The organism is Pseudoalteromonas sp. JC28, from assembly GCF_013319255.1.
Lineage (GTDB): Bacteria > Pseudomonadota > Gammaproteobacteria > Enterobacterales > Alteromonadaceae > Pseudoalteromonas.
In genome coordinates this window covers 354737-376087 of record NZ_QOKX01000002.1, presented here as the reverse complement: position 1 = coordinate 376087, position 21351 = coordinate 354737, and the positions used below count along the sequence as shown (strand labels likewise).

Annotated in this window: 20 protein-coding genes and 1 pseudogene; 5 read left to right on the top strand and 16 right to left on the bottom strand. The window is 40.7% G+C overall.

Going from position 1 to position 21351, the window contains the following annotated elements; all coding sequences use genetic code 11:
* Window positions 1-38 precede the first annotated feature (38 nt).
* Together maiA and hmgA are read right to left on the bottom strand one after the other, a co-directional pair.
* Window positions 39-665 carry a maleylacetoacetate isomerase gene (gene maiA, locus DS891_RS06835; protein ID WP_174169401.1) on the bottom strand — a complete coding sequence of 209 codons (627 nt, stop codon included), beginning with the start codon at window positions 663-665 and terminating at the stop codon, window positions 39-41.
* Between the two features lie 8 nt (window positions 666-673).
* Window positions 674-1969, bottom strand: coding sequence for a homogentisate 1,2-dioxygenase (gene hmgA / locus DS891_RS06830; RefSeq protein WP_010605337.1), 1296 nt, complete (start codon window positions 1967-1969; stop codon window positions 674-676).
* Between the two features lie 112 nt (window positions 1970-2081).
* On the opposite strand from hmgA, the gene DS891_RS06825 reads away from it, so the two are divergent.
* A complete protein-coding gene (locus DS891_RS06825) occupies window positions 2082-2552 on the top strand; it encodes a MarR family winged helix-turn-helix transcriptional regulator (protein ID WP_174169275.1) in 471 nt (156 codons plus the stop codon).
* Window positions 2553-2609: 57 nt separating this feature from the next.
* Here the strand turns inward: DS891_RS06825 and DS891_RS06820 are convergent.
* The 7 genes and pseudogenes from DS891_RS06820 to DS891_RS06790 form a co-directional block, all read right to left on the bottom strand.
* Window positions 2610-3038 (bottom strand): annotated as a pseudogene (locus tag DS891_RS06820) (hypothetical protein); the annotation flags it as partial.
* Window positions 3014-3214, bottom strand: coding sequence for a hypothetical protein (locus tag DS891_RS06815; protein WP_174169095.1), 201 nt, complete (start codon window positions 3212-3214; stop codon window positions 3014-3016). The pseudogene DS891_RS06820 and the gene DS891_RS06815, both read right to left, overlap by 25 nt.
* Complete coding sequence (locus DS891_RS24800) at window positions 3154-3294, bottom strand: winged helix-turn-helix domain-containing protein (protein WP_368032179.1); 141 nt, start codon at window positions 3292-3294, stop codon at window positions 3154-3156. Before DS891_RS24800 ends, DS891_RS06815 begins: the two co-directional genes overlap by 61 nt.
* A 91-nt stretch (window positions 3295-3385) precedes the next feature.
* Window positions 3386-3490, bottom strand: coding sequence for a helix-turn-helix domain-containing protein (locus tag DS891_RS24795; protein ID WP_174169400.1), 105 nt, complete (start codon window positions 3488-3490; stop codon window positions 3386-3388).
* Window positions 3491-3805: 315 nt separating this feature from the next.
* Entirely contained in the window at window positions 3806-4630 is an 825-nt protein-coding gene (locus DS891_RS06800) for a hypothetical protein (RefSeq protein ID WP_174169273.1), read from the bottom strand.
* A 160-nt stretch (window positions 4631-4790) separates the two neighbouring features.
* Window positions 4791-7955, bottom strand: coding sequence for a TonB-dependent receptor (locus DS891_RS06795; RefSeq protein ID WP_174169272.1), 3165 nt, complete (start codon window positions 7953-7955; stop codon window positions 4791-4793).
* Between the two features lie 34 nt (window positions 7956-7989).
* Window positions 7990-8850 (bottom strand): S1/P1 nuclease, encoded by an 861-nt coding sequence (locus DS891_RS06790; RefSeq protein ID WP_174169271.1) that lies wholly within the window; start codon window positions 8848-8850, stop codon window positions 7990-7992.
* A gap of 378 nt (window positions 8851-9228) precedes the next feature.
* On the opposite strand from DS891_RS06790, the gene DS891_RS06785 reads away from it, so the two are divergent.
* Together DS891_RS06785 and DS891_RS06780 are read left to right on the top strand one after the other, a co-directional pair.
* Window positions 9229-9966, top strand: coding sequence for a PhnD/SsuA/transferrin family substrate-binding protein (locus tag DS891_RS06785; RefSeq protein WP_368032175.1), 738 nt, complete (start codon window positions 9229-9231; stop codon window positions 9964-9966).
* Window positions 9956-10882: a hypothetical protein gene (locus DS891_RS06780; RefSeq protein WP_102058000.1), complete on the top strand. Its 927-nt coding sequence runs from the start codon at window positions 9956-9958 to the stop codon at window positions 10880-10882. The genes DS891_RS06785 and DS891_RS06780 overlap by 11 nt, the downstream gene beginning before the upstream one ends.
* A gap of 50 nt (window positions 10883-10932) precedes the next feature.
* Here the strand turns inward: DS891_RS06780 and ushA are convergent, their stop codons facing one another.
* The 3 genes from ushA to DS891_RS06765 form a co-directional block, all read right to left on the bottom strand.
* Window positions 10933-12522 carry a bifunctional UDP-sugar hydrolase/5'-nucleotidase UshA gene (gene ushA / locus DS891_RS06775; RefSeq protein WP_174169270.1) on the bottom strand — a complete coding sequence of 530 codons (1590 nt, stop codon included), beginning with the start codon at window positions 12520-12522 and terminating at the stop codon, window positions 10933-10935.
* Between the two features lie 63 nt (window positions 12523-12585).
* Window positions 12586-12777, bottom strand: a complete 192-nt coding sequence (locus DS891_RS06770) for a hypothetical protein (RefSeq protein ID WP_010605345.1) — start codon at window positions 12775-12777, stop codon at window positions 12586-12588.
* A gap of 102 nt (window positions 12778-12879) precedes the next feature.
* On the bottom strand, window positions 12880-13302 hold the full coding sequence (locus DS891_RS06765) for an MAPEG family protein (RefSeq protein WP_174169269.1): 423 nt from the start codon (window positions 13300-13302) through the stop codon (window positions 12880-12882).
* A gap of 117 nt (window positions 13303-13419) precedes the next feature.
* Between DS891_RS06765 and DS891_RS06760 the strand changes: the two genes are divergently transcribed.
* Together DS891_RS06760 and DS891_RS06755 are read left to right on the top strand one after the other, a co-directional pair.
* Window positions 13420-16305 (top strand): insulinase family protein, encoded by a 2886-nt coding sequence (locus DS891_RS06760; RefSeq protein WP_174169268.1) that lies wholly within the window; start codon window positions 13420-13422, stop codon window positions 16303-16305.
* A gap of 118 nt (window positions 16306-16423) precedes the next feature.
* The gene (locus DS891_RS06755; protein ID WP_174169267.1) at window positions 16424-16933 is read left to right on the top strand and encodes a GNAT family N-acetyltransferase; all 510 of its coding nucleotides are present in this window, start codon (window positions 16424-16426) and stop codon (window positions 16931-16933) included.
* On the opposite strand, the gene DS891_RS06750 is transcribed toward DS891_RS06755, so the two are convergent.
* The 4 genes from DS891_RS06750 to DS891_RS06735 are packed head-to-tail and all read right to left on the bottom strand — an operon-like array spanning window position 16928 to window position 21207.
* Complete coding sequence (locus DS891_RS06750) at window positions 16928-17506, bottom strand: membrane integrity-associated transporter subunit PqiC (protein WP_174169266.1); 579 nt, start codon at window positions 17504-17506, stop codon at window positions 16928-16930. The genes DS891_RS06755 and DS891_RS06750 overlap by 6 nt on opposite strands.
* Window positions 17507-19162: an intermembrane transport protein PqiB gene (pqiB, locus tag DS891_RS06745; RefSeq protein WP_102058004.1), complete on the bottom strand. Its 1656-nt coding sequence runs from the start codon at window positions 19160-19162 to the stop codon at window positions 17507-17509. It abuts the gene before it with no gap.
* Window positions 19159-20352, bottom strand: a complete 1194-nt coding sequence (locus DS891_RS06740) for a PqiA/YebS family transporter subunit (RefSeq protein ID WP_174169265.1) — start codon at window positions 20350-20352, stop codon at window positions 19159-19161. Before DS891_RS06740 ends, pqiB begins: the two co-directional genes overlap by 4 nt.
* Window positions 20353-20412: 60 nt before the next feature.
* Entirely contained in the window at window positions 20413-21207 is a 795-nt protein-coding gene (locus DS891_RS06735; protein WP_174169264.1) for an acyl-CoA thioesterase II, read from the bottom strand.
* Between the last annotated feature and the right edge of the window lie 144 nt (window positions 21208-21351).

The window sequence follows — 21351 nt, the reverse complement described above, 5'->3', positions numbered from 1 at the left end:
CATGTCACTCTTTTTAGTTGGCTTATCGTTTACTAGCCTTATTGTGCGTCTAATTGATTTTCAGGCGCCGCATCAGAAAACGCATCAAGCGTATTACAATATTCGTACACTCGACTGATCTTAGGAAATGCAGTCATATCAACTTTAAAACGCAGGGCATTAAACACTTGTGGTACTAAACAAACATCCGCAAGTGTGGGCTCCGTGCCAAAGCAAAATTGACCGTCGCCTATCATAGGCTCGAGCTTTTTAAAGCCTTCGATAACCCAATGGCGATACCACTCATTTTTTTGCTCATCAGATGCACCTAGCTCACTTGAGAGATATTTAAGTACACGCAGGTTATCGATAGGGTGGATATCACAGGCGATGGCGTAGCAAAAGTTTCTTACCTGCGCTTTTTGCCAAGGATCTTGTGGTAGCAATGCTTGGCCTGTTTGGGTTTCTTCTAGCCACTCTAATATCGCTAAAGATTGTGCAAGAACGCCATGCTCAGTTTCAAGCGTCGGTAGCAATCCTTGACCATTTTTACTTAAATATGCCTCGCCGTTTTGCTCCGATTTAAGCAAGTTTACAGGGACTAATTCATGCTCTAATCCTTTAAGATTTAAAGCAATACGCACACGGTAGGCTGCAGATGAGCGAAAATAAGTATAGAGTTTCAACATAATCTTTATGCTCCTTTAAAGTACTTTTTAATGCCTTTCCAGCAATCAGCATAGTTAGGCTGACGTGCTTTGCCTTCTAAAGCATACTTAGTTGGAGAGATAATGTAACGTGACTCAAACATAAACGCGAGTGTGTTTTCATAGCGCTGTGGTGCAAGCTCTGCGTTGCTCGCCTTTTCAAATACATCAGCTTCTGGCCCATGAGGAGACATACAGTTGTGTAGACTCATGCCACCTGGCACAAAACCATGTTCTTTGGCGTCGTATACCCCTTCAATTAAGCCCATAAACTCACTCATGATATTACGGTGATAATAAGGCGGACGGAATGTATTTTCTGCCACCATCCAGCGCGGTGGGAAGATCACAAAGTCTACGTTTGCAACACCTGGCGTGCCTGATGGAGAAGTCAGTACAGTAAAGATTGACGGATCTGGGTGATCAAAGCTTACGGTGTTCATTACGTTAAATCGTGCTAAATCATATTTGTATGGGGCGCTATTACCAGTCCATGCAACCACATCAAGTGGTGAGTGGCCAATCTCACAGCGGAACAAATTACCATTAAACTTTGCAACGAGTTCAAAATCGCCTTCTTTGTCTTCAAAGGCGGCAACGGGGTATTGAAAGTCACGTTCGTTGGTATAGCCATTCGCCCCAACGGGGCCTCGTTCAGGCAATATATAAGGGTGTCCGTAGTTTTCACAAATATAACCACGCACCGTATCGCTTAAAAGCTCTACACTGAATTTGATACCTCGAGGGATAACGGCAATCTCACCTGGTTTAATTGCGAGTTTTCCACACTCTGTGTGTAAAATGAGTTCGCCTTGCTGTGGGACGAATAACAGCTCGCCATCCGCATTATAGAAGTAACGACCTTCCATTGATGCGTTAGCAACATATACATGAATACCAATCCCGCTTTGGCCATTGGCACTGCCGTTAGCTGCCATCGTCACTAAGCCATCGATAAAGTCTGTTTTTTCGTGTGGTATATCGATAGGGCTCCAGCGCAACATAGAAGGGGGGGAAACGGCTTCAGTTATTGGTGCCGTGCGCAATAGGCCATTATCCATCGCTTCATATTCACCTTGTAAAACAGAAGGGCGAATACGGTAGAACCAATTTCTACGATTATCAGCACGAGGCGCTGTAAAAGCGGTGGTGTTATATTGCTCCGCATAAAGGTCGTATTTTACTTTTTGCGGTGAAAACTGACCAATAGGCAAAGCGCCCGGCAGTGCTTCACTTTCAAATTGATTACCAAATCCAGTTAAATATTGAAGTTCTTGGCTCATGTGTCTCGACTCCTTTGTGTTTTATAGTAAGATACTCTCATGTGAGAGTATTTTCAATGTTTGTCATCTAGTCGCTCTGTAAAGTAATAGTGACAGTTGGGAGTGTGAAATAATGTTTAAAACTGATAAAAAACTGCTGAATATAAACGATTTTTTACCGTATCAGCTCGTTTCACTGTCAACAAAAGTGAGCAATGACTTTGCGCACGTCTACGAACAAAAGGGAGAATTAACGCAGCCACAATGGCGAGTATTATCTCACGCAATACAGACGGAGGGGCTTACTGCAAAGCACATATGTGAATTGGCAAGCATGGATAAATCAACCGTTTCAAGAGCAATTAAGCAGTTACAAGACAGACAGTTGATCGAGATGTTAGTGAGTCCAAGTGATAAACGTGCAAAAACTATTGCGGTGACAGAGCAAGGAAGAGTGCTTTATCAAGCATTAACGCCGCTTGCATTGGCATGGGAAGCTGAGTTACTTAGTTGTTTTAGCGATGAGCAGAAAGAAAATTTTATTGGGCTGCTAATGACGCTTCAAAATAGACTAGCAAACGGTGATACCAGCAATGCTGATTAATGAAAAAAGGCCAACGGTCGTTGGCCTTTGGGAGATTATCTAATTACGTGTTAGATATTAGAATGTGTAACGAATACCAATTTTAGCTTGCCATGCTGACGCGCCTTTATCGATAGTCGAGTAATTGCGAACATCAGCACCGTTGTAGCGTGGCTCGATGATTAGCTTGCCATCGTCATCTAAACCGCCGAAGTCATAAACGGCTTGGTCAGAGTAACTTAGCTTCTTCTCTACACCCCAGTCACTATTAAGTAGGTTAGCGAAGTTTTCGATCATAAAGTAAAGTTCGCCTTTATGCTCTTTATAGAAACCTGGGATTTCTTGTTTAAAGCTAACATCCATAGTGGTAACCCAAGGCTGAGTTCCCGTATTGCGGTCTAATAGTTGTCCACGCTCAGTTATGCCTGCACGGTTAAGTAAGGCTTCTAGCTGATTCCAAGATAAATCTGACTGTTCCCAGTTTACATTCGCATCATCAGGACCAGATGCGCTGTACCTGAACCATCAAAACCGTAGTCCCTGTCCATCTCTTGTTTCCAAGAGTTGTAGTTAACAAAGTAAAATAACTCGTCTTTGATAATCGCACCACCAGTACTAAAGCCTAAACGTTTTTCGGTAACGATAGGAGCTGTGCTTGCAACTTCGAACAGCTTGTGAACCAACTAAAGCCAAGCTGCTTTAGTACTTTATAGACTTGATTTAAGTGGTAATGAACACCAAGTTCAGTGTGAATGTTATGCACAATGTCCTCGCTGGTAAGACGCCTGCCTTGACGTTCTGTGTTCGTTCGTTTTATAAATTCAGACAGTTGTTCAAGTTGTGGCTGTTGCAATCTAGATGGACGCCCTTGAATAGGCTAAACCATCCAGCCCATCTTCTAGGTAACTAGAAAACCATTTATTAACACTATTTCGCGCTATGTTAAGGCGCTTTGCAATAGCTGTTCAGCTATTCCCCTCATAAAATAATGACACCGCAAGTAATCGAATGCGTTTTCGAGCGTTTTGTTCTTTTCGAGAAAGTGCTAAAAGCTGTTCTGATAGGTTTGGGTTCAACGTTGCATAACCGGTGATTTTATATAACCTATACTAGACCAGATATTTAAGCGGATTGGTATAATACTAAAATCCAACACTCTAATAAAGCCGGAGAAATGCTATCTGCAACTGAAAAAATAAACCCCACTTAAAAAAGTGGGGTTTATCATCAACCTGAGCCAACATAATGTTGGCCATTTTTTAAATGGAAATTACTTATCTGAAATTACGAAGTTGATTGATTACGCTCTGAATTTTTTGAAACTTATCTTCTTTATATTTAGCTTCAGCTGCATCCGCAGCATCTTTCCATTCATAGTATTCCCGCTGGCCTTGGTAGCTATCATGAAAAACCGTGTTTCCATGTGGGTCAACTAGACGACAGTAATTGGTCGTGTCTTGGTCGTAAGGGTCTCTGCCATCACATCGAGTTCTAAGAGGTAAATCGGCATTCTTTTTAGCAACTAGCATTGTTTCTAACTTGTTTGCTAGGTTTCCCGCAAAGACAGACACAGATTGCTTTGACACTGAGCCTGTAAGGTAACGCTCTGTATAAACTGCTACAGCGAGAGAAGACGCAAGAGCATATGTATCGGCCATGTAGTAGTAATCTGCATTATATCTAGAGTCTAAAGCGCGGTGATTTATTATATCGTTTGATTTTACAAGCAAACTACTAAGTAGTGCTAAGTCTTTGCCCTTATGCGAGATTGTCTCACTGTAATGCTTCATACTAGATTCAACAGAGCGGAAATCTGCGATAAAGTCAAATTCTGCATCTCTTACTATTTCTTCTCGAACACGGTCCTGGATAGCTTGTAAACTTTCTTCACTTAGAGATACAAATTGTGGTCCTTGCGAACCAAAAAGTGCATCACCCAATAGTGAACCAAAATTTGAGACGAATTTACTTTTAGCTTTTTTTAAAATAAGTGAACCAATTGAAGCAGTTTTTGACTCTTCTTCAGTAGCGTTAACATTAAATGCTACCATAGAGCTAACTGCTAGAGCTATCGCAGCTGGAATAAATTTAGTTTTCATTTCTTAGATCCTTTAAAATAGAATAAATTAGAGCTATAAGTTTAAATAGCGCATGAATTTTATCTTTTTTCAATTGTTAAGCAAACACTTTTAGATTTCTGCAAAGAAAAAGGCCAACTTTCGTTGGCCTTTGGGAGATTATCTAATTACGTGTTAGATATTAGAAGTTGTAACGTACGCCGATTTTAATGCGGTAAGTTGAGTCTTCTGCCTCAAACATACTCTTGTCGAATGCAGTTTCGCCGATGATGTATTTACCAGTTGCCGGGTCAATATCCATCTCAATAACATTATTCGTACCAAAGTCTTGTCTATAAACCTTACCAGCTGAAGAATCGATCAGGTTAATGAGATTGTTAATTACGAAGTAAACCTCACCTTTATGATCTTTAGTAAATCCAGGCAATTCCTGAGAAATATACAGATCCATAGAGGTTGTCCAAGGTGACTTTCCTGCGCTACGGTCTACAAAACCACCCGCATAACCTGATAGTCCAAGATCTTCGAAGTGAGCTAATACTTCCGCTTCGGTTACACCTTCATAACGAAGTACATTAGGATCGTTAGCAGCTGGGACATAAGCTAGGTAGTTACCGCCAAATGTAGAACCAAAGCCTGAAGGTTGAATTAGGTCTTGATCAAAGTATTTACCGCCAGTAAGGTTTTGCCATTTAGTTAGGTGGCTATATGCTGAACCTGAACGGCGTTCAAAGAATAGATTGAAATTCGTTTTATAGTTTTCAATGAACTCTGTTGAATAGCCAAGGTTAAATACAAAGCGGTGCTCAGTTTCATAGGTAGACGTACCGATTTGTGTTTCTTGGTGATCTAAGAAGTGACCGTAGCGGTAGTTACTACGACCAGTTGAAGAGCTACCAGGGTTACCTTCAGTGATATCTTGGTGAGTATAAGACATATCAAACTTGAAGCCATTATCCCATGTTTTAGAAAGACCAGTACTTAGGATAATCGAACGACCGTTTTTATCTGCGTTCGTTAGCATAATCTCAAGTTCACGGGTATCGTAGAATGGTAATACACCATCCGCAGTAGAACCTACAACATCGTTTTCTTGAAGAAGCGCAGCATTTACCCATTCAGCGGTATTTTCTTTATCTGTATAGATTGCTGTTGTCGTCCATGCGAAGTCTTCACCGATATAAGGAATATCTAAAGTTACATCCGCATTTAGCATATATGTCCACTGCGATGGAATATCGAAGTTAGGATCGATAAAGTTAGAAACCGAACCACGATTCGCATTGTTAATACCATCAATTGCTTCTTGAGGAATGGTATTTAGGATACTCGCAGGTGCAGTAACTCCTCTAGCAGAGAAGTTTTGACGACTGAAACCATCGTTTGAGTATGAGTTTGAGATCCAAACGTTAGGGTTACCACCAGCATAACGACCTACGCTACCACGGATAGTTACGTCTTCGTTCATGTAGTAAGTGAAGCCAGCACGAGGTAACCAAATGTCAGCGCCATCTAGGTTATAAGTGTTGTCAAAACCCGTTCTATCAAATACGTCTTGGTTAAACGCTGGTTTGTCGTCAGAGCCTAAACGCTCGTAACGAAGACCAAAGCTAAACGCAAGTTCATCGCTAAAGTCCCAACGGTCGTTCACGTATAGAGCTAGATCTTTACGTTTAAATGTCGCTGCAACTGTATCTGGATTATTACCAATACCATTACTATAAGAATATGTTGATAATTGACGTGCGGCAAAGTCTTCTAGGCTGTTAAATGTGATAACACCCTTAGAGCCATCTAGATAAAAGTTTTCAACGTCTAGAATGTCATACTTAATACCGAACTCTAATGTATGTTCGTTAAGTAGGTAAGTACCGTCAAACTTGAATGTTGTGAGATCGTTTTCTAGTGAATTTGAGTGGCGGCTAGCATCTGAACCGAAGTTAATTGTGCCTTTAGTACCATCGCCATCAACATCGATATTATCTATCGTAATGTCACCTAGACCTAAAGCGCTATCTAGTGAGATTTGACCGGTTTCAACAGACTTGCTCGTGATACTGATTTGTGTTGAGAAATCATCCGTCCAGTCAGAGTATAGCGTTGAGCTAAAGTTATTTAGTTTCTCTGACTTATTGTACCAATAAGTGCTTAGGCGAAGCTCACTTGCTTTCTGAGTCATGTTGTTTGTGCGGTTACCTTCGTTAAACATATATACGAAGTTAGCACGGTGATAGTCGTTGATGTTCCAATCTAGTTTAATGATGTATTTTTCATCTTCTAGTTGTGGTTGTGCGTCTGCACTACCGATGTTATCAACACCATATACTTCAGAAGCAATTTTGCGTACAGCTGCTAAATCGTTTTGTGTAATGTTAGTTTCATTTGCACCAATACCAGATCCCGCTGGACCCCATTCAATTGACTGAGGAGATTCATACTTTTCGTAAGCACCGAAGAAGAACAGTTTGTTTTCGATAAGAGGCGCACCGATTGAGAAGCCATAATTCTCTTCTTCGAACTCTAGTGGAACTTCTTCACCTTCGTTTTTAGGTGTACCTGCCCAGCTGTCAGTCATTTTCTCATAGAAAACGCTACCAGTGATTTCGTTAGTACCAGACTTAAATACCGCATCAACATTACCACCAGTAAAGCCACTTGATTTAGCATTTGTTGGTGCTACTTGAACTGTTACTTGGTCAAGTGCGTCTAGAGGGAATGGGTTACGTTGTGTTGGGTAACCACCAGAGTTAAGGCCGAAGTCATCGTTTAGCGGAATACCATCAACAGTAATAGAGTTTGTACGCGGGTTTGAGCCTGCGATTGTCATCGCACTGTCATTACCTGGCTGGATAACAACAAGAGGGTTATTTCTCACTACGTCTTTAATATCACGGTTGATACTAGGCGTGCTCTTGATTGCATCTGCACCGTAATAAGTGTCGTTTGCAGAAGAGTTAAATAGTACTGGAGTACCAGTAACTACGATAGACTCCATTTGCAATTCGCTTAGCTGCTGGTCGATCTTTTGTGCTTCACCTAGTGATAGGTAAACGTTACGCAGCTCAGCGTCACGGAATTTGTTTGAGTCGATAGTGATGGTATATGGACCACCAACGCGAAGACCTGATGCGTTGTACGTACCAGTGTCATTCGTTGTAACAACGCGGCGTGTACCTGTCGGTTCGTGAACGATGATAATCTTAGTGTCTGCAGCTGGATTACCTTGAGGTCCTACAATCTGTCCTTTGATAGACGAAGATGTATCTGCCGCAACCGCCATGCCACTCATGCCTAAACTTGCAGCGATAGCAAGCGTAAGTGCATTTTTGCGAAGTTGGATTTTCATTATGTTGTTTCCCGTGTTAGTAGGTTATTTTAAACTAATGGTTAACTGTTATTTTATTTGCTGACTTCAATGATGAAACCAGCGGTTTAGAATTAGGATCATAAATTTGGTTTAATAGGCCGGCTAATCTAATGCCACCTTGTTGCAGCCTAAATTTAACTGTTGGCATATATTTATAAATGTAACCGTAACTTATTTCAGTTTCATTGCTGTTATAAACTTTTTCAGCAATATTATTTGACTCAAGCAACCAATCTGCTGGCGAGCTATCTAAGTATTCAGCAATTATTTCATTATTTGTGGTTTGAATAAAACGTGTGAATTCTGTAAATGAAAGATTTTCATTTTCGATTAATTTGGTGTCCCAAGTGCTGTGTAAGTTTGAATCACTGCCAAAAAACTTTACTTTAATCATGTTACCACCACGATCTTTACCGCGACCTGCGTGAAATGGTTGGTGGCTGTCACCTACAAGGTGAACTAGGAAACGAAATGCAAAACGCTTTTCATCGATTGACTTAGATTCTGACTTCAGTGTATTGATGGAGTAGTAGATACCGTCTAGGATGTGTTTTACTTTTTCTTTGTCATTCAAATCGGCATGAACATGCTCGTGCATTGCCTTTGGGTTGTCGATATTGATGTAATGCCACTTTGAAGATTGTTTACGCCAAAATGTGCTTGGATCCGAACGCATCTCATCTGCCCAAGTTGAAATCTCAGCCAGAGAATCACCTTCTAATAACGGTTGAATCGCAACGCGAGTCTGATCAGTTAAATGCGCCTCCGCCAATTCGCCAATGATCCTATGACCATTTTGACCCCAGGCATGTGCACTTGACGTCGTTATAGTCATCCCTACAGCGAAAAGTAATGACAAGCTTTTACGTAACATTTGTATCTCTTGTAGAAAAGGGAACAATCTTCCCAACCGAAAAGTGAGGCCAATTGTCCGTATTTTTCAACAAAATAAAAGGACTCAATAAGATTCATAATTTCCTGTCAATAAAGTAATAAATTCATGGTGTTATGATTTATTAGTAAAATTACCTATTGCAATGAGTAAAGAAAATTGATCTAATAGCGGTCAAGAAAGGATAGGTTATTTCAATTAGTGATACATAGTAACATTTTGACTAGTAAATCAACAATTGTATCTTTGTTGTTTATAAGCGCATTATTGTGCTGGATTTTAGGGGCTCGATTAATATCGGCAAAGCCTCTTATTCTTGATCCCGTTGTCCAGTACTCAAATACTTGCAAAACGCGTTCAGTGTCCAATATCAACACTTTAAAAATACATGTTCCGATTAAAAGTCTCGCGTTAGACGTTTTAGTTAGAGCGTGTGAAGATGAAGTGGTCACTAGACAATATGGGCAGGTGAAAGTGTATTGGGGAGGAAGCCTCGCTGAGCAAATAGAGTTTTTAGCTAAGGGAATTGCCGATCTTATTTTAACAAAAGACAATATCATGTCGGCTTTGATGGCTGAATCAACGCATAGTTATAAGCCTGTTATAGGGTACCCGGCTTATTCCGCCTTTTTTATCTCAAACACAGAAAAACCCAAATTATCTAAATCTTATTTCTTAGATAAAAAAATAGGCTTACTAGACTATCCAACAAGTCGCTCTGGTCACATATTACCAAAAAGTGCGTTTAAAGAGTTAGATATCGATATTAATGCGCTCGATATTACCTATTTAAGCTCGCATCAAGCGCTCCGCGATCGTCTAGCTGCTGGTGAAGTTGATATTATTGCCTCCTATTGGTCCGAAGAAGACGAGTTGCGGTTTTCGAAGAATTACATTACGCCAATTGCAAATAATGTTAGCGGCAGTAAATGGTATTTAAAGATGAACAACAATAACACTGATCTAGTTTGTGCAATGCAGGGAATTATTAACCAAGTCGCTCAATTAAGAACATCGAGTTACTTTGATAAGGTAGATCGATACTGGCAATGTGAAGCCTCACCTTATGGCTTTATCGGAGAAGCAGATGGACGTTAGCCAGCGCAATATATCCGTTTTTATTGCTTTGGCGTTATTGTTTAGCGGCATTTTCTACATTTCTCAAAGTATTGAAACTAAGCGGGTTTTGAAGCAACAAAAAGAAGCGGTTGCGCTTCGCGTTGCTATTGATATGAATCGTTTACCTGTCGCAGATCCTTTTCTACATTATGCAGGTAATGAAACTGAGTTAAGAGAATATATAAACTCACTCAATGCTGCGTTAGGCGCTCAAGGTGCCCGTTTAACTGTTCTTGACATTAATACGTCTGGGGCAGGTGAAGGTGAAAAAAGTGAAGTGCTAACATTGTCTGCGCCACACAGAAATTTCTATGTAGCGGTGTCATTAGACGACTCCAAACCGAAATTTACCTATATTTTCCCTCTGATTATGGCGCTTATCGGCGTTGCGGTGTTCAACTGGGTGAGAAGAAAAGGTATTGATGCAAAAGTAAGTTCAAATCAAACACTAGAGAAGTTGCCGGAATTTAAGCTTGTTATTGATTTGTACTCAAAAACAGTAACAACGAATAGAAACAAATTAGTCAGTGTTCAATTAGCCAATAAACCATTATGCTTTTATTTGGCACTTGTTGAGTTTTGCGAGGTAAACCCTGACACTATTCTCAACCAAAACAAAGAGATGCCAAAAGAGTTATTGGATCTCGCGGATAAATACTTTTATCGTTTAGTTGAGCTTGGTCATACTATAAGAAAACGGCCAAACTTCACCAATAGTTTAGAAAAAACACTAAGTGAAATTAGAGCTGCACTAGACGAAGTATTAGACGCATTCCCAGAAAAAAAGGTGCTGTTTTATCCGCCAAAAGCACACGGAGAAGGGTCTCGTTCCAAATTACATAGTTATGGACTGAGCGGAGTGAAAAAGTCTGATGTTGATATTATTGGTAAATAGAGCAGGTGACAGTAAAGCGGTGAGTCACACCGCTTTACTGGATTGTCTTTCTATAAATCGATAGCTTTTATTGGACTATTCTTTTGGAAGTAATCTTTTAGAACCTGTGCATCAGTTAGATCTGTAGCAGTATATTCAGGAAGATGATTAATCTTTGGATAGCCATCACCACCAGATGCATTATAGCTATTCACACTCATACGATAGGTCTTATCGTTGGTTAATGGCTCGCCCGCAATGCTAATATTGGTTACCTTATCATTCTTGATATCAAACTTAATATGGTGGAACTGTAAGTAAGCACCAGAGTCAGGCGGGAATTTAGCAACAATGTTTAAGTAATTAATAAGATCTCTGGCCTTCCAGTCTATGTAAGTAATACGATTTTTAAAAGGGTGAACTTTCAGTACATCTTTGTAGCTGACATCACCTTGTTCTATGCTATCTCGGATCCCGCCGCCGCTGATAATGCCAAAGTCAGCTTCGACAGCTGCCATTTGCGCATTAATGATAAGATCTGCGAGGTTGCTTTGCTTAAATCTCACTGTACTGCGACGACCATCTAAAAAACTATCAACGTATCCTACTGCACCAGCAATTTGAGCTTGTCCTTTTTCTTGAAAAGGCTTCAAAAAAGCAAGCATTTGCGGATCTTCTTGAATCGTTTCACCAATCACAGAGCCAGCTTTATCTTTTAAGTTTACAGGGATTAAGTTATAGCTAATCAAGGTTTTTGTATCACCATCAATTCTAAATACGGCTTTACCCACATACTTACCCCACTCATGTGCTTGCATAATCCAAACACCATTTTGATTATCTGGTTTACATGTTTTGCCAGGAGCGAATGACGTATCCTCGTTACCATTGTCGTCGACACAGACAGGTTCTTGAGAATGTCCACCGACTATCAAATCAAGCATACCTTTAGGAAGTCGGCGCGCAAGTGTTACATCACCGGGCGCATTGATACCATGATTAGCACCGTGATAGTGGCCCATATGTGTGACAGCAATCATCACATCTGGGTGATATTTGGCTTTGATCTTAGGAACCCAGTTTTCTGTGGCTGTTAAAGGCTCAATAAAAGTAAGGCCATGAACATGCTTTGGATTGGCAATTTTAACAGTATCAATTGTCGTAAGCCCAAGGACAGCAATGGTCAATCCTGCACGTTCAATAATTGTGTAAGGCTCGTATGCTGGCATTTGATTTGTATTATCAAGAATATTTGCTGACAGTACTGGGAAGCTTGCCCACTCAATTTGTTTGGCTAGTACATCTCGAGTGTTATCAAATTCATGGTTACCAATTGCCATGGCATCGTAACCGAGTTTACTCATTCCCCTAAAATCAGGTTCGGCAAACTGTAAATCAGATTCTGGTACACCGGTGTTTATATCGCCTCCAGAAAGCAATATAACGGCATGTCCTGCTTTTTCGGCTTCGCTCTTTAATTGGTCAATTAAGGTTTTTCTGGCAGCCATACCATATTCACCTTTTTCATTTTGCCAAAAACGACCATGATTATCGTTGGTGTGTAATACGGTTAGGTATTCTGCTTGTTGCGACTGCTTAGGAGAGGAAAAATGGCATGCTGATAATAGCAAAGCGGTTGAAAGAATAAGTAAGTTGCGCATAATTTAGAAGCTATTTGATAAATTATGCGCGTATTCTAGATCATTATAATTATTTTAATAGTGCTAACACTCAAAATTGCTATATTTTCTGGCGTTTTGTGCCACCGCAGATACTCTTCTGTCCAGTTCAAACTTTGCTAACTCACATTTTGCATGGTCTGTTTCTATCATCCAGTTTAAAAAGCTAGCTGGCAGCGTGGAGTAAGGTTCTCCAGCATGAAGTCCAAAATCGCAGATATCATTATCCTGTTTCATCTATGTGCCCCTGTTGTTCTTTTTGCCATCGCCATGCTAACAAATTGACTCAGAGATTAAAGAACAATTAGTTAAAACGGATGGCGTTTTTATCGTTTTTAGTTATATAAGTGTTAAAAGTAATGTGATCCACTGCAACACAATGAACGCACATCCAGCAAGGTAGAGGCGAAAACGCGTTCTAATATGATTACTGCCGATATGAACATAGGCATGTGCAATACGGCTAATTACAAACAGTAAGGCGAAAATGCTGAACCACAAGGTGACAAGCTTCATTGCGAGTGCGGCGAGAGAAACAACAAAAAACAACATGGGAATTTCGAACTGATTGGTAAAGTTTCGGGAAGCCAGAATGACTTTTTCAGGCGCATTGTCGAGCGCCATGGTTTTGAACTGATCAAACTGGATCTGTTTTTCTCGTGCCGCTTTAAATCGACGTTTACCCATAATGACCATGATGACTATGGTCAGCAGAGTTTGTAAAAATAGTGCGGCGAGCAGTAAATAAGTGGATGTTGGCATAGGCTCCTCAGTTTACGAAGTGTTACAAAACAAAAAATTTCTATATTGCAAAAGCTTAGTTGAATGACGATGATAGTCTGGTTCCAAAAAGTAATTATCACAATAATGGATTGTTTTATGAAAAAGCTATTCGCAATTAGCACACTTACCTTAGCAGTTTTGACTGGATGTGGTACAACTTCTTCACTTAATCATTCAGGCACGACTGAGAATCTTCTTTCAGAGCAACTGGTTGTAAGTCCTAATGATGATAGGCAATATCAAACGTTAACCTTAGAAAATGGCATTGAAGTTATTTTGGTATCAGATCCATCTGTATCGAAATCAGCGGCCGCGCTGAGTGTTGGCGTTGGTCTACTACACGATCCGATGTCACAGCAGGGCATGGCGCATTATCTTGAACATATGTTGTTCCTTGGCACAGAAAAGTATCCAGACAGCAAAGGTTATTCTGAGTTCATGACCAAAAACGGTGGGGCACACAATGCTTATACTTGGTTGGATATTACCAATTATATGTTCAAAGTGAACAACGATGCCTATGACGAGGCGTTAGACAGGTTCTCCGATTTCTTTAAATCTCCAAAGCTCTACCCTGAGTACACGGAAAAAGAAAAAAATGCAGTGAATGCTGAGTGGTCTATGCGTCGTGAAATGGACTTTTTTGGTCAATTTAAACTTGCACGAAACATGATGGGAGAACATCCTGCTAACCGTTTCCTTATAGGTAATCTAGAAACGTTAGGGGATAAAGAAGGAAGCAAGCTACATCAAGAGACTGTTGCTTTCTATGATAAGTACTACTCTGCGAATATCATGAAGTTAGCCATGATTTCTAATGAGCCGATTGAGCAGATGGTGGTAAAAGCGAAAAAGCACTTTACGACAATTAAGAATAAGAACATCGAGAAGCCACAGGTCAAGCAATCGCTTAACTTCGATAATGTTGGACAAAAGTTGGTCCATTATAAACCGAATGAAGACGTAAAGACTCTACAGCTTGATTTTACTATCAAGAACAACGCCAATGCGTTTGCGGTTAAGCCGAACTATTTCATTACTTATCTGCTAAGTAATGAAATGGCGGGTAGCCCCGCTCAAGTTCTAAAAGATAAAGGTTTAATCTCATCGTTAAGTGCATTCGCGACTCCAAATAGTTATGGCAACTACGGGACGTTGCAGATTGATATTCAGCTAACCGATGAAGGCCTAAAGCAACGTGAGTTAATCACAGGTACAGTACTGGATTATATCGATATGATCCGTGATAAAGGAGTCGATAGCCGTTACTTCAAGGAAATCCAAACGTCGCTAAATAATCAATTTAGGTTTTTAGAAAAAGGCGATGAGTTTGGTTACGTTAGTAACCTTGCAGATAGCATGCAGCATTACCCAATGAACCATGCTATCAATGCAAGCTACTACTACGCGCAGTTTGATGCTGATGCAGTTAAGGCTGTCTTGAAGCAACTTACACCTGAGCAAATGCGGGTATGGTATATCAGTAAAGGTGAGCCTACCGACGCAAAACTGCACTTCTATGATGGTGAATATCAGATCGTAGACTTAAAGCGTAGCGATTTTGATAAATGGAAAGAAGAGGCAAATTTCGATTTAGCACTTCCTAGTGTAAATACCTTGCTACCTGAAAACTTCGCACTGAAAACATCTGCGGATGACGCGAAAAAGGGCGTTCAGAAGGTTATTGATACTGATGGGGTAACGGTTTGGCATGCCGCGAGTGAGCGCTTCTACCAGCAGCCTAAAGGCAGTCTGAAAATCTACTTGAATAACCCAAGTGCATTAAAAGACATCAAAACTGAGGTTGCACTGTCGATTTGGGCCGATCTATACCGGCTGGATAAAGCAAAACTGATGACGGAAGCGAGTATCGCTGGTATGCACCTTGGCTTGACCCCAGCAAATGGGGTAATGCTAGATATTTCAGGTTTTACTGATAAACAAGCATTATTGCTAAAAGATGCGCTCTCAGGTGTTCGTGTAGAAACGAATAAACGCGCATTTGATCAGGCTGTTGATCGTTACGTGCGTGGCATTAAAAACCAAGAAAAAGAATTCCCATTCAGACAAGCTTTTGGTGTATATCAAAAACTTATCCGTTCAGGAAGCTATGATGATTCTGCATTGATATCAGCAGCTAAGTCTTTGACTTTGGCCGATCTAGATAAAGTGCAAAATCAAATTTTAACGAATAACCAAGTTCGCGTTTTTGCTTATGGCAACTACGATAAAACGGACTTGCAAACAGTAAAAGAGACGCTTGATAATGCGTTACCTAAACGCCAAAAAGTGACCAAGTACGCGCGAGCTAAATATTGGCAGCCAGAGCAAAAGCAGACAATCGTATGGCAGCAAGACATTGACGTTGCTGATGTTGCCGTAATCGATTTTGCAGTGCACCCAGTCAAAGGTTATGCACAAAAGGCGGCGGCGATGGTGCTTCAAGGGCACTTAAGAACGGCGGCATTTGAACGTCTGAGAACTGAAGAGCAGTTAGCGTATGCGGTTGGTGCAACCAGCGTTGCTATTGACGAATATTCAGCGCTAGGCTTCTATATTCAAACACCGGTAAAAGATGCTAAGAGTATGCAAGCTCGCTTTGACGCGTATAAAGATGAATATGCTAAAGACTTAGCAGCGTTAGATCAGGCAACGTTCGAGCAGTTAAAAAATGCAGTGTTAGTCTCATTAACCGAAGAGCCAAAAAATCTTTCTGAAGAACTACAACCGTTATTGGGCGATTGGTTCAAAGAAAATATGGCGTTTGACTCCGAAGCTAAGCTAATTGCTGCAGTTGAAGCGGTCACATTAGAAGATATTAAAGCGTACTATCAGCAAACTGTAATGAACACCGATGCTGCTAGATTAAATATTCAATTACGTGGCGCCAAGTTCCAAGCTGAACCGTTTGCAGATCTACCGAAGCAAACTAAGCTGGATTCAGTTGAACAGATGTATAAAAACGTGAAATTCCAACAATAATCAGTCGGTATTTCAGTGATGATTAAAAGCTGGGAAAATTCGTTTCCCAGCTTTTTTATTAGCTTTTGCAAATGCTAAAGTATAAACGGAAATTAATTACAGTATTTTCGGAGACTAGATGGTGATTGTGACGGGAGAAAAGATCTTTTTAAGAAAGGCAAATTTAAATGATGCGGGGTTTTTACTCAGGCTTTTGAATCAAAAAAGTTTTATCGATAACATTCGGGATAAAGGCATAAAAACACAAAAGCAAGCTGAGGAGCATATCGAGCAAGCTTACCTAATTCCTTATCAAATCGGTACGCCAGCGCCTTACGTTGTTGCTGAACTTAGTAGCAATACGAGCATCGGAGTCTGTGGCTTATATCAAAGACCTTTTTTTAATATTCCAGACTTAGGTTACGCGTTTTTAGATGATTTTACTGGGAAGGGTTATGCTTCCGAGGCTGCCAAATTGCTAATGCAATATGTTAAATCAGAAGGGAATCACCCTAAGCTGAGCGCTATCTCGCTAGAAAGTAATGCAGCTAGCATAAGCCTGCTTTACAAAGTGGGATTTAGTCGTATTGGTAAAATAATAATTGATAACGATTTAACACCTGTGGTGGTGTTTGATTGTCAATTATAATTGTTGACTTATTTGTGTCGTTAGTTGAGTAAAGTTTCTCTGATGTGCCGCAACCAGAGCGCTAAAGCCATCCTGATCAAGAGCTGTTTCAAATTGGAATGGTTGCACTTGAGTTAGTTGATAGCTCCCTTTTGTGTATTGATAAAGATACCAAGTCCCGCTCATCACAGCACCTTTTTCAAAGTGCCCTGCAAACTCATTAATTTCTACAACGAGGCGTTGGTGCTCTTGCGCATTGCGATAAAATTTATCGCTTTTAATTGCAGTAGCTTTGTTGGTTCCATTTAGTGCGTTTACTAAGTTCCATGTCAACATATCGGCGGGGGGTTGGGCCCAAAAATGGAAATTAGCGATGTTTACTCTATTGTCTCGCTGAAATTGCACCAAGGCTTGTTGATCAAACAGTTCGATTAACTGCACTTTATCAATCAGTAGTACACGATTGAGCTCAACTTGCTTTTCGCCTGCGACATTATTTGCTTCTAACTGATAATAACTAACCGGTTGGGATGGATTAGTTATACATCCTGTTAAACAAAATAGAAGCAAAAATATCACAGAGCCAGTCTTCATTTATTTTTTCCTTGGGAGCGGATCCGCGCCACTTTCTTTATTAAAAATAAGCATATTCGGCTGCTCATTCAGCCCTTTAGAAATAGGCTTTAAGCGATTGGACAGGCTTTCAAGCTCCTCAAGGGTATTACTAAGTTGATCCATGACACCTGAGCCTTTTTGGTACTGCGTCATAGTTTGTTCAAATTGCTTTAAGCTTGATGTGAGCTGGCTTAATGTATCTTTTAAGTTCGTTAAATTGCCGCCAACCTTGTCTGTTATCTTGTTGTTATTGATAGACTCTACGAGTTGATTCATTTCCATTGCTAGTAACCTGTGTTGCTGAAGGGCGCCTTCTAGTTCCTTAACAGTTGTTTCAAGAGGTAACCCATTTAACTTGTTCAGTAAGCTTGTGACCTGTTCAGAAAGTGCTGTAATACCGCTCGGAACGCTGGGTAATACCGGGTAAATAGTCGTTTTGTTTGAACTAACGACTTCTGCACTTGGATAAAAGTCTAACTCTATATATACCGCACCTGTTAATAAATTGCCACTTTTTAGTGACGCCCTAAGGCCGTTACTAATCCATTTGTCTATGTTTTCTGACCAATATGTTTGAGCAAGTTGCGCATCTTCGTAAATGCGTCCGTACTCAATTTTAACCAATACAGGCACAGAGGTGTTATTTTGTTGAAAGTATAAAGGTCTATCATCGCTAACACCAGTCGCTGGTACCTGCTCTATTGTGCCAATCCGCATCCCGCGGTATTCGATTGGTGCACCAGCTCGAAGTCCTCGAATTGATTGCTCAAACTCAATAAGATAATAATCGAAGTGATCAAAGCGTTGCTCTAAGGCCATTGCGAAATTTTTGTGCAAGGCGAAGGTTTTATTTTCGAGTGCTTCTTTGCCACTTGGCATGGTTGGTGGATAGTCTACAGAAATTCCGCCTTTAACCATTTTGGCAAGAGATCCTGTCGACACTTCAACACCTTCCGTTGACAGCTTAAAATCAATGCCGGAACTAATCCAAAAAATAGCGTTGTCTGTGATAAGCGTATCGTATGGAGAATAGATAAAAATACCGTACTCCATTTTTAAGCTTTCGACGCTAAAATGTGCAGACTCAACTTGACCCACTTTATAGTTGCGGAAAAATATACTGGAGCCAACGTCTAACACTTCAGCATCTGAAGCCACGAGTTGATAGCGTTTTCCTTGCACTTCTGAGCCGATTAATGCAGGTTCATCCATTAAGGTGAATATGCTCGAACGTGCTTTCGCTTCACCGGGGGATAGCTCTATATACACTCCAGAGAGTAGTGTATTCATGCCTGATATTCCGGATTCGTCAATTCGAGGTTTAACTACCCAAAACGATGAATCTTCAGCTAATAAATCACGATAGGGCTGTAAAATCCTAACTTTCGCAACCACTGCATTTTGCGCTAATTCAAGCTTTAATGACTCGACTAACCCGACCTTAACGCTTTTTACTCTCACCTCAGTTTTGCCTGCAATTATGCCATCTGCGTCAGTCATTTTTATAAAAATAGTGTGGCCTTTATTTGCCTGATGTTGATATAACATCCAGCCTGTGATGAGCAACGCGATAATTGGAATAATCCAAATCACTGAAAATTTTGGTTTGTCTTCTATATCGGCTTGAGTAGTCATTGACTATTTTTATCCCACAATAATCTCGGATCAAAACTATTAACGGCTGCAATTTGGCAAAGCACCATCAAAGTAAAAAACACGATACCAATTTCCGGCTCGACATTTAGCACCGTACCAAGTTGTACCAAAGACACTAAGATTATCACCACAAACACATCTATCATCGACCAGCGACCAATAAATTCGAGCAAGCGGTACACTTTTGTTGCTGTGATTGGGTCTTTGGGCTTCTTAACTCGTATTAGTAAGTAACTCAATAGTAACGCTTTTGCGATAGGAATACATATACTTGCGAGAAAAATAAGTGTTGCTACGGGATAAGAGCCGGCTTCCCAAAGCACTTGAACGCCGGAAAAAATCGTTGCAGGAGTATGAAGCCCAAGACTGATGGTATCCATGATGGGCAGAAAATTAGCAGGTACAAGTAGCACGACGCTGGTGAGCATCCAAGCTAAGCTTTTTTGCGTTGATTGAGATTTGCGGTATTTTAGTTTGGCGTAGCAACGCTGGCACTTTTCGCCTTCACCTAAAAAGCCACAAACCTTGCAACGTTTTAGCGTGGTAGATAAATTCTTTGGTTCGGCCAAGTGACGATTACATTGAGTCTGATTACGCCACATATACTCGTGATCAAAAAGTGAGAGGGCTTCAATAAAACACAAAACGAACAAAATATAGGCCCAAAATCCAAGGCCCATTTCCAATTCAGCGAAAGACATTAATTTAAAAGCGCTTACGAGCACGGCTACTAAAAATATATCGGTGAGATTAAGCGGTTTTAGTGCTGAGAGTAATTTTGCTAAATGCCGAGCATTGTGCGCATTGATGATTTGCCAATACTCGGTGTGTGCAAGCAGTAGCAATGAGCATACGGCAACAGGCATGATTAAAATAGTGAAGGCAAATAATCCAGCGAGAAAATAGCTGTAATGCTCAGCTAACAATATGAGTGCTTGCCAGAGGCTTACAACTTGAGTGATACCGTGTTGTGTGTAGGAGATAAAGTCTGGAAATAAGCTTGCGAATAAAAATAGTAACGCAGAAAAGCTGAAGGCTTGTACTAATTGGTTTTGGTGTCCTTGTACATGACACAACACGCACCGACAGTTTGGGCACACCGCACGCTTTTGGGACTCGATAGAGTCTATTTCAACAAGCGTATCGCATTCAGGGCAAGCTGTAATCACATAAAAATCCGTTGATTTCCTTTTATGCTAGTTTGCTTGATGCGCCCAAATTTATCAATGTTAATCAAATACCGCGACGGTTTGGCGACTTAGGGCGAGCAGCTTGCCATTTTGTGACCAAATTTTTGCATCTTCAATACCATAACCATTTTGGCTATGGTGAGTCACGGCTTCAAAGCCAAGCCAAGACTCTGAGTCGAGTGAAATATCACACAAAAATTCTATGTACCAAGACATACTGCTGGCGGGGCTCGGTGCTTTACACATCTGGAGTAACGTTGGAGGCCATGAGTCAGCAAGTGCCAGTGTATGTAGTTCGTTTACCGATGTAGTTTGTGCTTTAAATCGCATCCAGCCACCCAGATTTGAAGATGGTGCGCCGGAAAATGGCAAAGCGCCTTGCTGAGCATTGAGCGCGACATGTTGGAAAAATGCAGGCATCACATCTTCTTGATATGGAAGAACAGCCTTTGGATTGACATCTGAAAGAGTAGGGCTATCCGCATTTGCAACTTGGATAGCAGATTCTCTATCCTTGCCAAAGCACCCGATAGCAATAAGACAAACTTCGCCTGACTGGATCAGTTGAGTTTGCATTTGGGTTGCATTTTTGCCGCTACGCAAAATGGTTGTTGCAACGGTAAATGGTGCGCCTTCTAGCAGTGGTCCGACAAAATTTACGCTCACAGAGAGCAGTCGACGAGGCTCTGTCAGTTGATGCTTCATGCTTTGCACCGCGATTGCCGCAGACAATCCGCCAAACGCAGTGCGGCCTTGACACCAACTTGCAGGAAACGTCATTTGTGTTTGCGCTTGCTGTAAATGCTCCGACTGAATAATTTCATCAAATGTCATGTTGTCATTTCTCATTATTTATTATGTTGCACTTAGCATAACTGGTCTAACCAGGTAATCAAGCGTCAAATACAGCGTATTTTCTTCTTCACTTGTTTCAAAATAAGCAATTAAGGGTGATTTTTTGACCGAAACGTTCGAAAA

Excerpts from the sequence above, each read along its gene's own strand:
- DS891_RS06800 (WP_174169273.1), bottom strand. The coding sequence starts at position 4,630 with ATGAAAACTAAATTTATTCCAGCTGCGATAGCTCTAGCAGTTAGCTCT.
- DS891_RS06825 (WP_174169275.1), top strand. The coding sequence starts at position 2,082 with ATGTTTAAAACTGATAAAAAACTGCTGAATATAAACGATTTTTTACCG.
- DS891_RS06780 (WP_102058000.1), top strand. The coding sequence starts at position 9,956 with ATGGACGTTAGCCAGCGCAATATATCCGTTTTTATTGCTTTGGCGTTA.
- DS891_RS06735 (WP_174169264.1), bottom strand. The coding sequence starts at position 21,207 with ATGACATTTGATGAAATTATTCAGTCGGAGCATTTACAGCAAGCGCAA.
- DS891_RS06790 (WP_174169271.1), bottom strand. The coding sequence starts at position 8,850 with ATGTTACGTAAAAGCTTGTCATTACTTTTCGCTGTAGGGATGACTATA.
- DS891_RS06770 (WP_010605345.1), bottom strand. The coding sequence starts at position 12,777 with ATGAAACAGGATAATGATATCTGCGATTTTGGACTTCATGCTGGAGAA.
- DS891_RS06760 (WP_174169268.1), top strand. The coding sequence starts at position 13,420 with ATGAAAAAGCTATTCGCAATTAGCACACTTACCTTAGCAGTTTTGACT.
- pqiB (WP_102058004.1), bottom strand. The coding sequence starts at position 19,162 with ATGACTACTCAAGCCGATATAGAAGACAAACCAAAATTTTCAGTGATT.
- DS891_RS06750 (WP_174169266.1), bottom strand. The coding sequence starts at position 17,506 with ATGAAGACTGGCTCTGTGATATTTTTGCTTCTATTTTGTTTAACAGGA.
- DS891_RS06765 (WP_174169269.1), bottom strand. The coding sequence starts at position 13,302 with ATGCCAACATCCACTTATTTACTGCTCGCCGCACTATTTTTACAAACT.
- hmgA (WP_010605337.1), bottom strand. The coding sequence starts at position 1,969 with ATGAGCCAAGAACTTCAATATTTAACTGGATTTGGTAATCAATTTGAA.
- ushA (WP_174169270.1), bottom strand. The coding sequence starts at position 12,522 with ATGCGCAACTTACTTATTCTTTCAACCGCTTTGCTATTATCAGCATGC.
- DS891_RS06755 (WP_174169267.1), top strand. The coding sequence starts at position 16,424 with ATGGTGATTGTGACGGGAGAAAAGATCTTTTTAAGAAAGGCAAATTTA.
- DS891_RS06795 (WP_174169272.1), bottom strand. The coding sequence starts at position 7,955 with ATGAAAATCCAACTTCGCAAAAATGCACTTACGCTTGCTATCGCTGCA.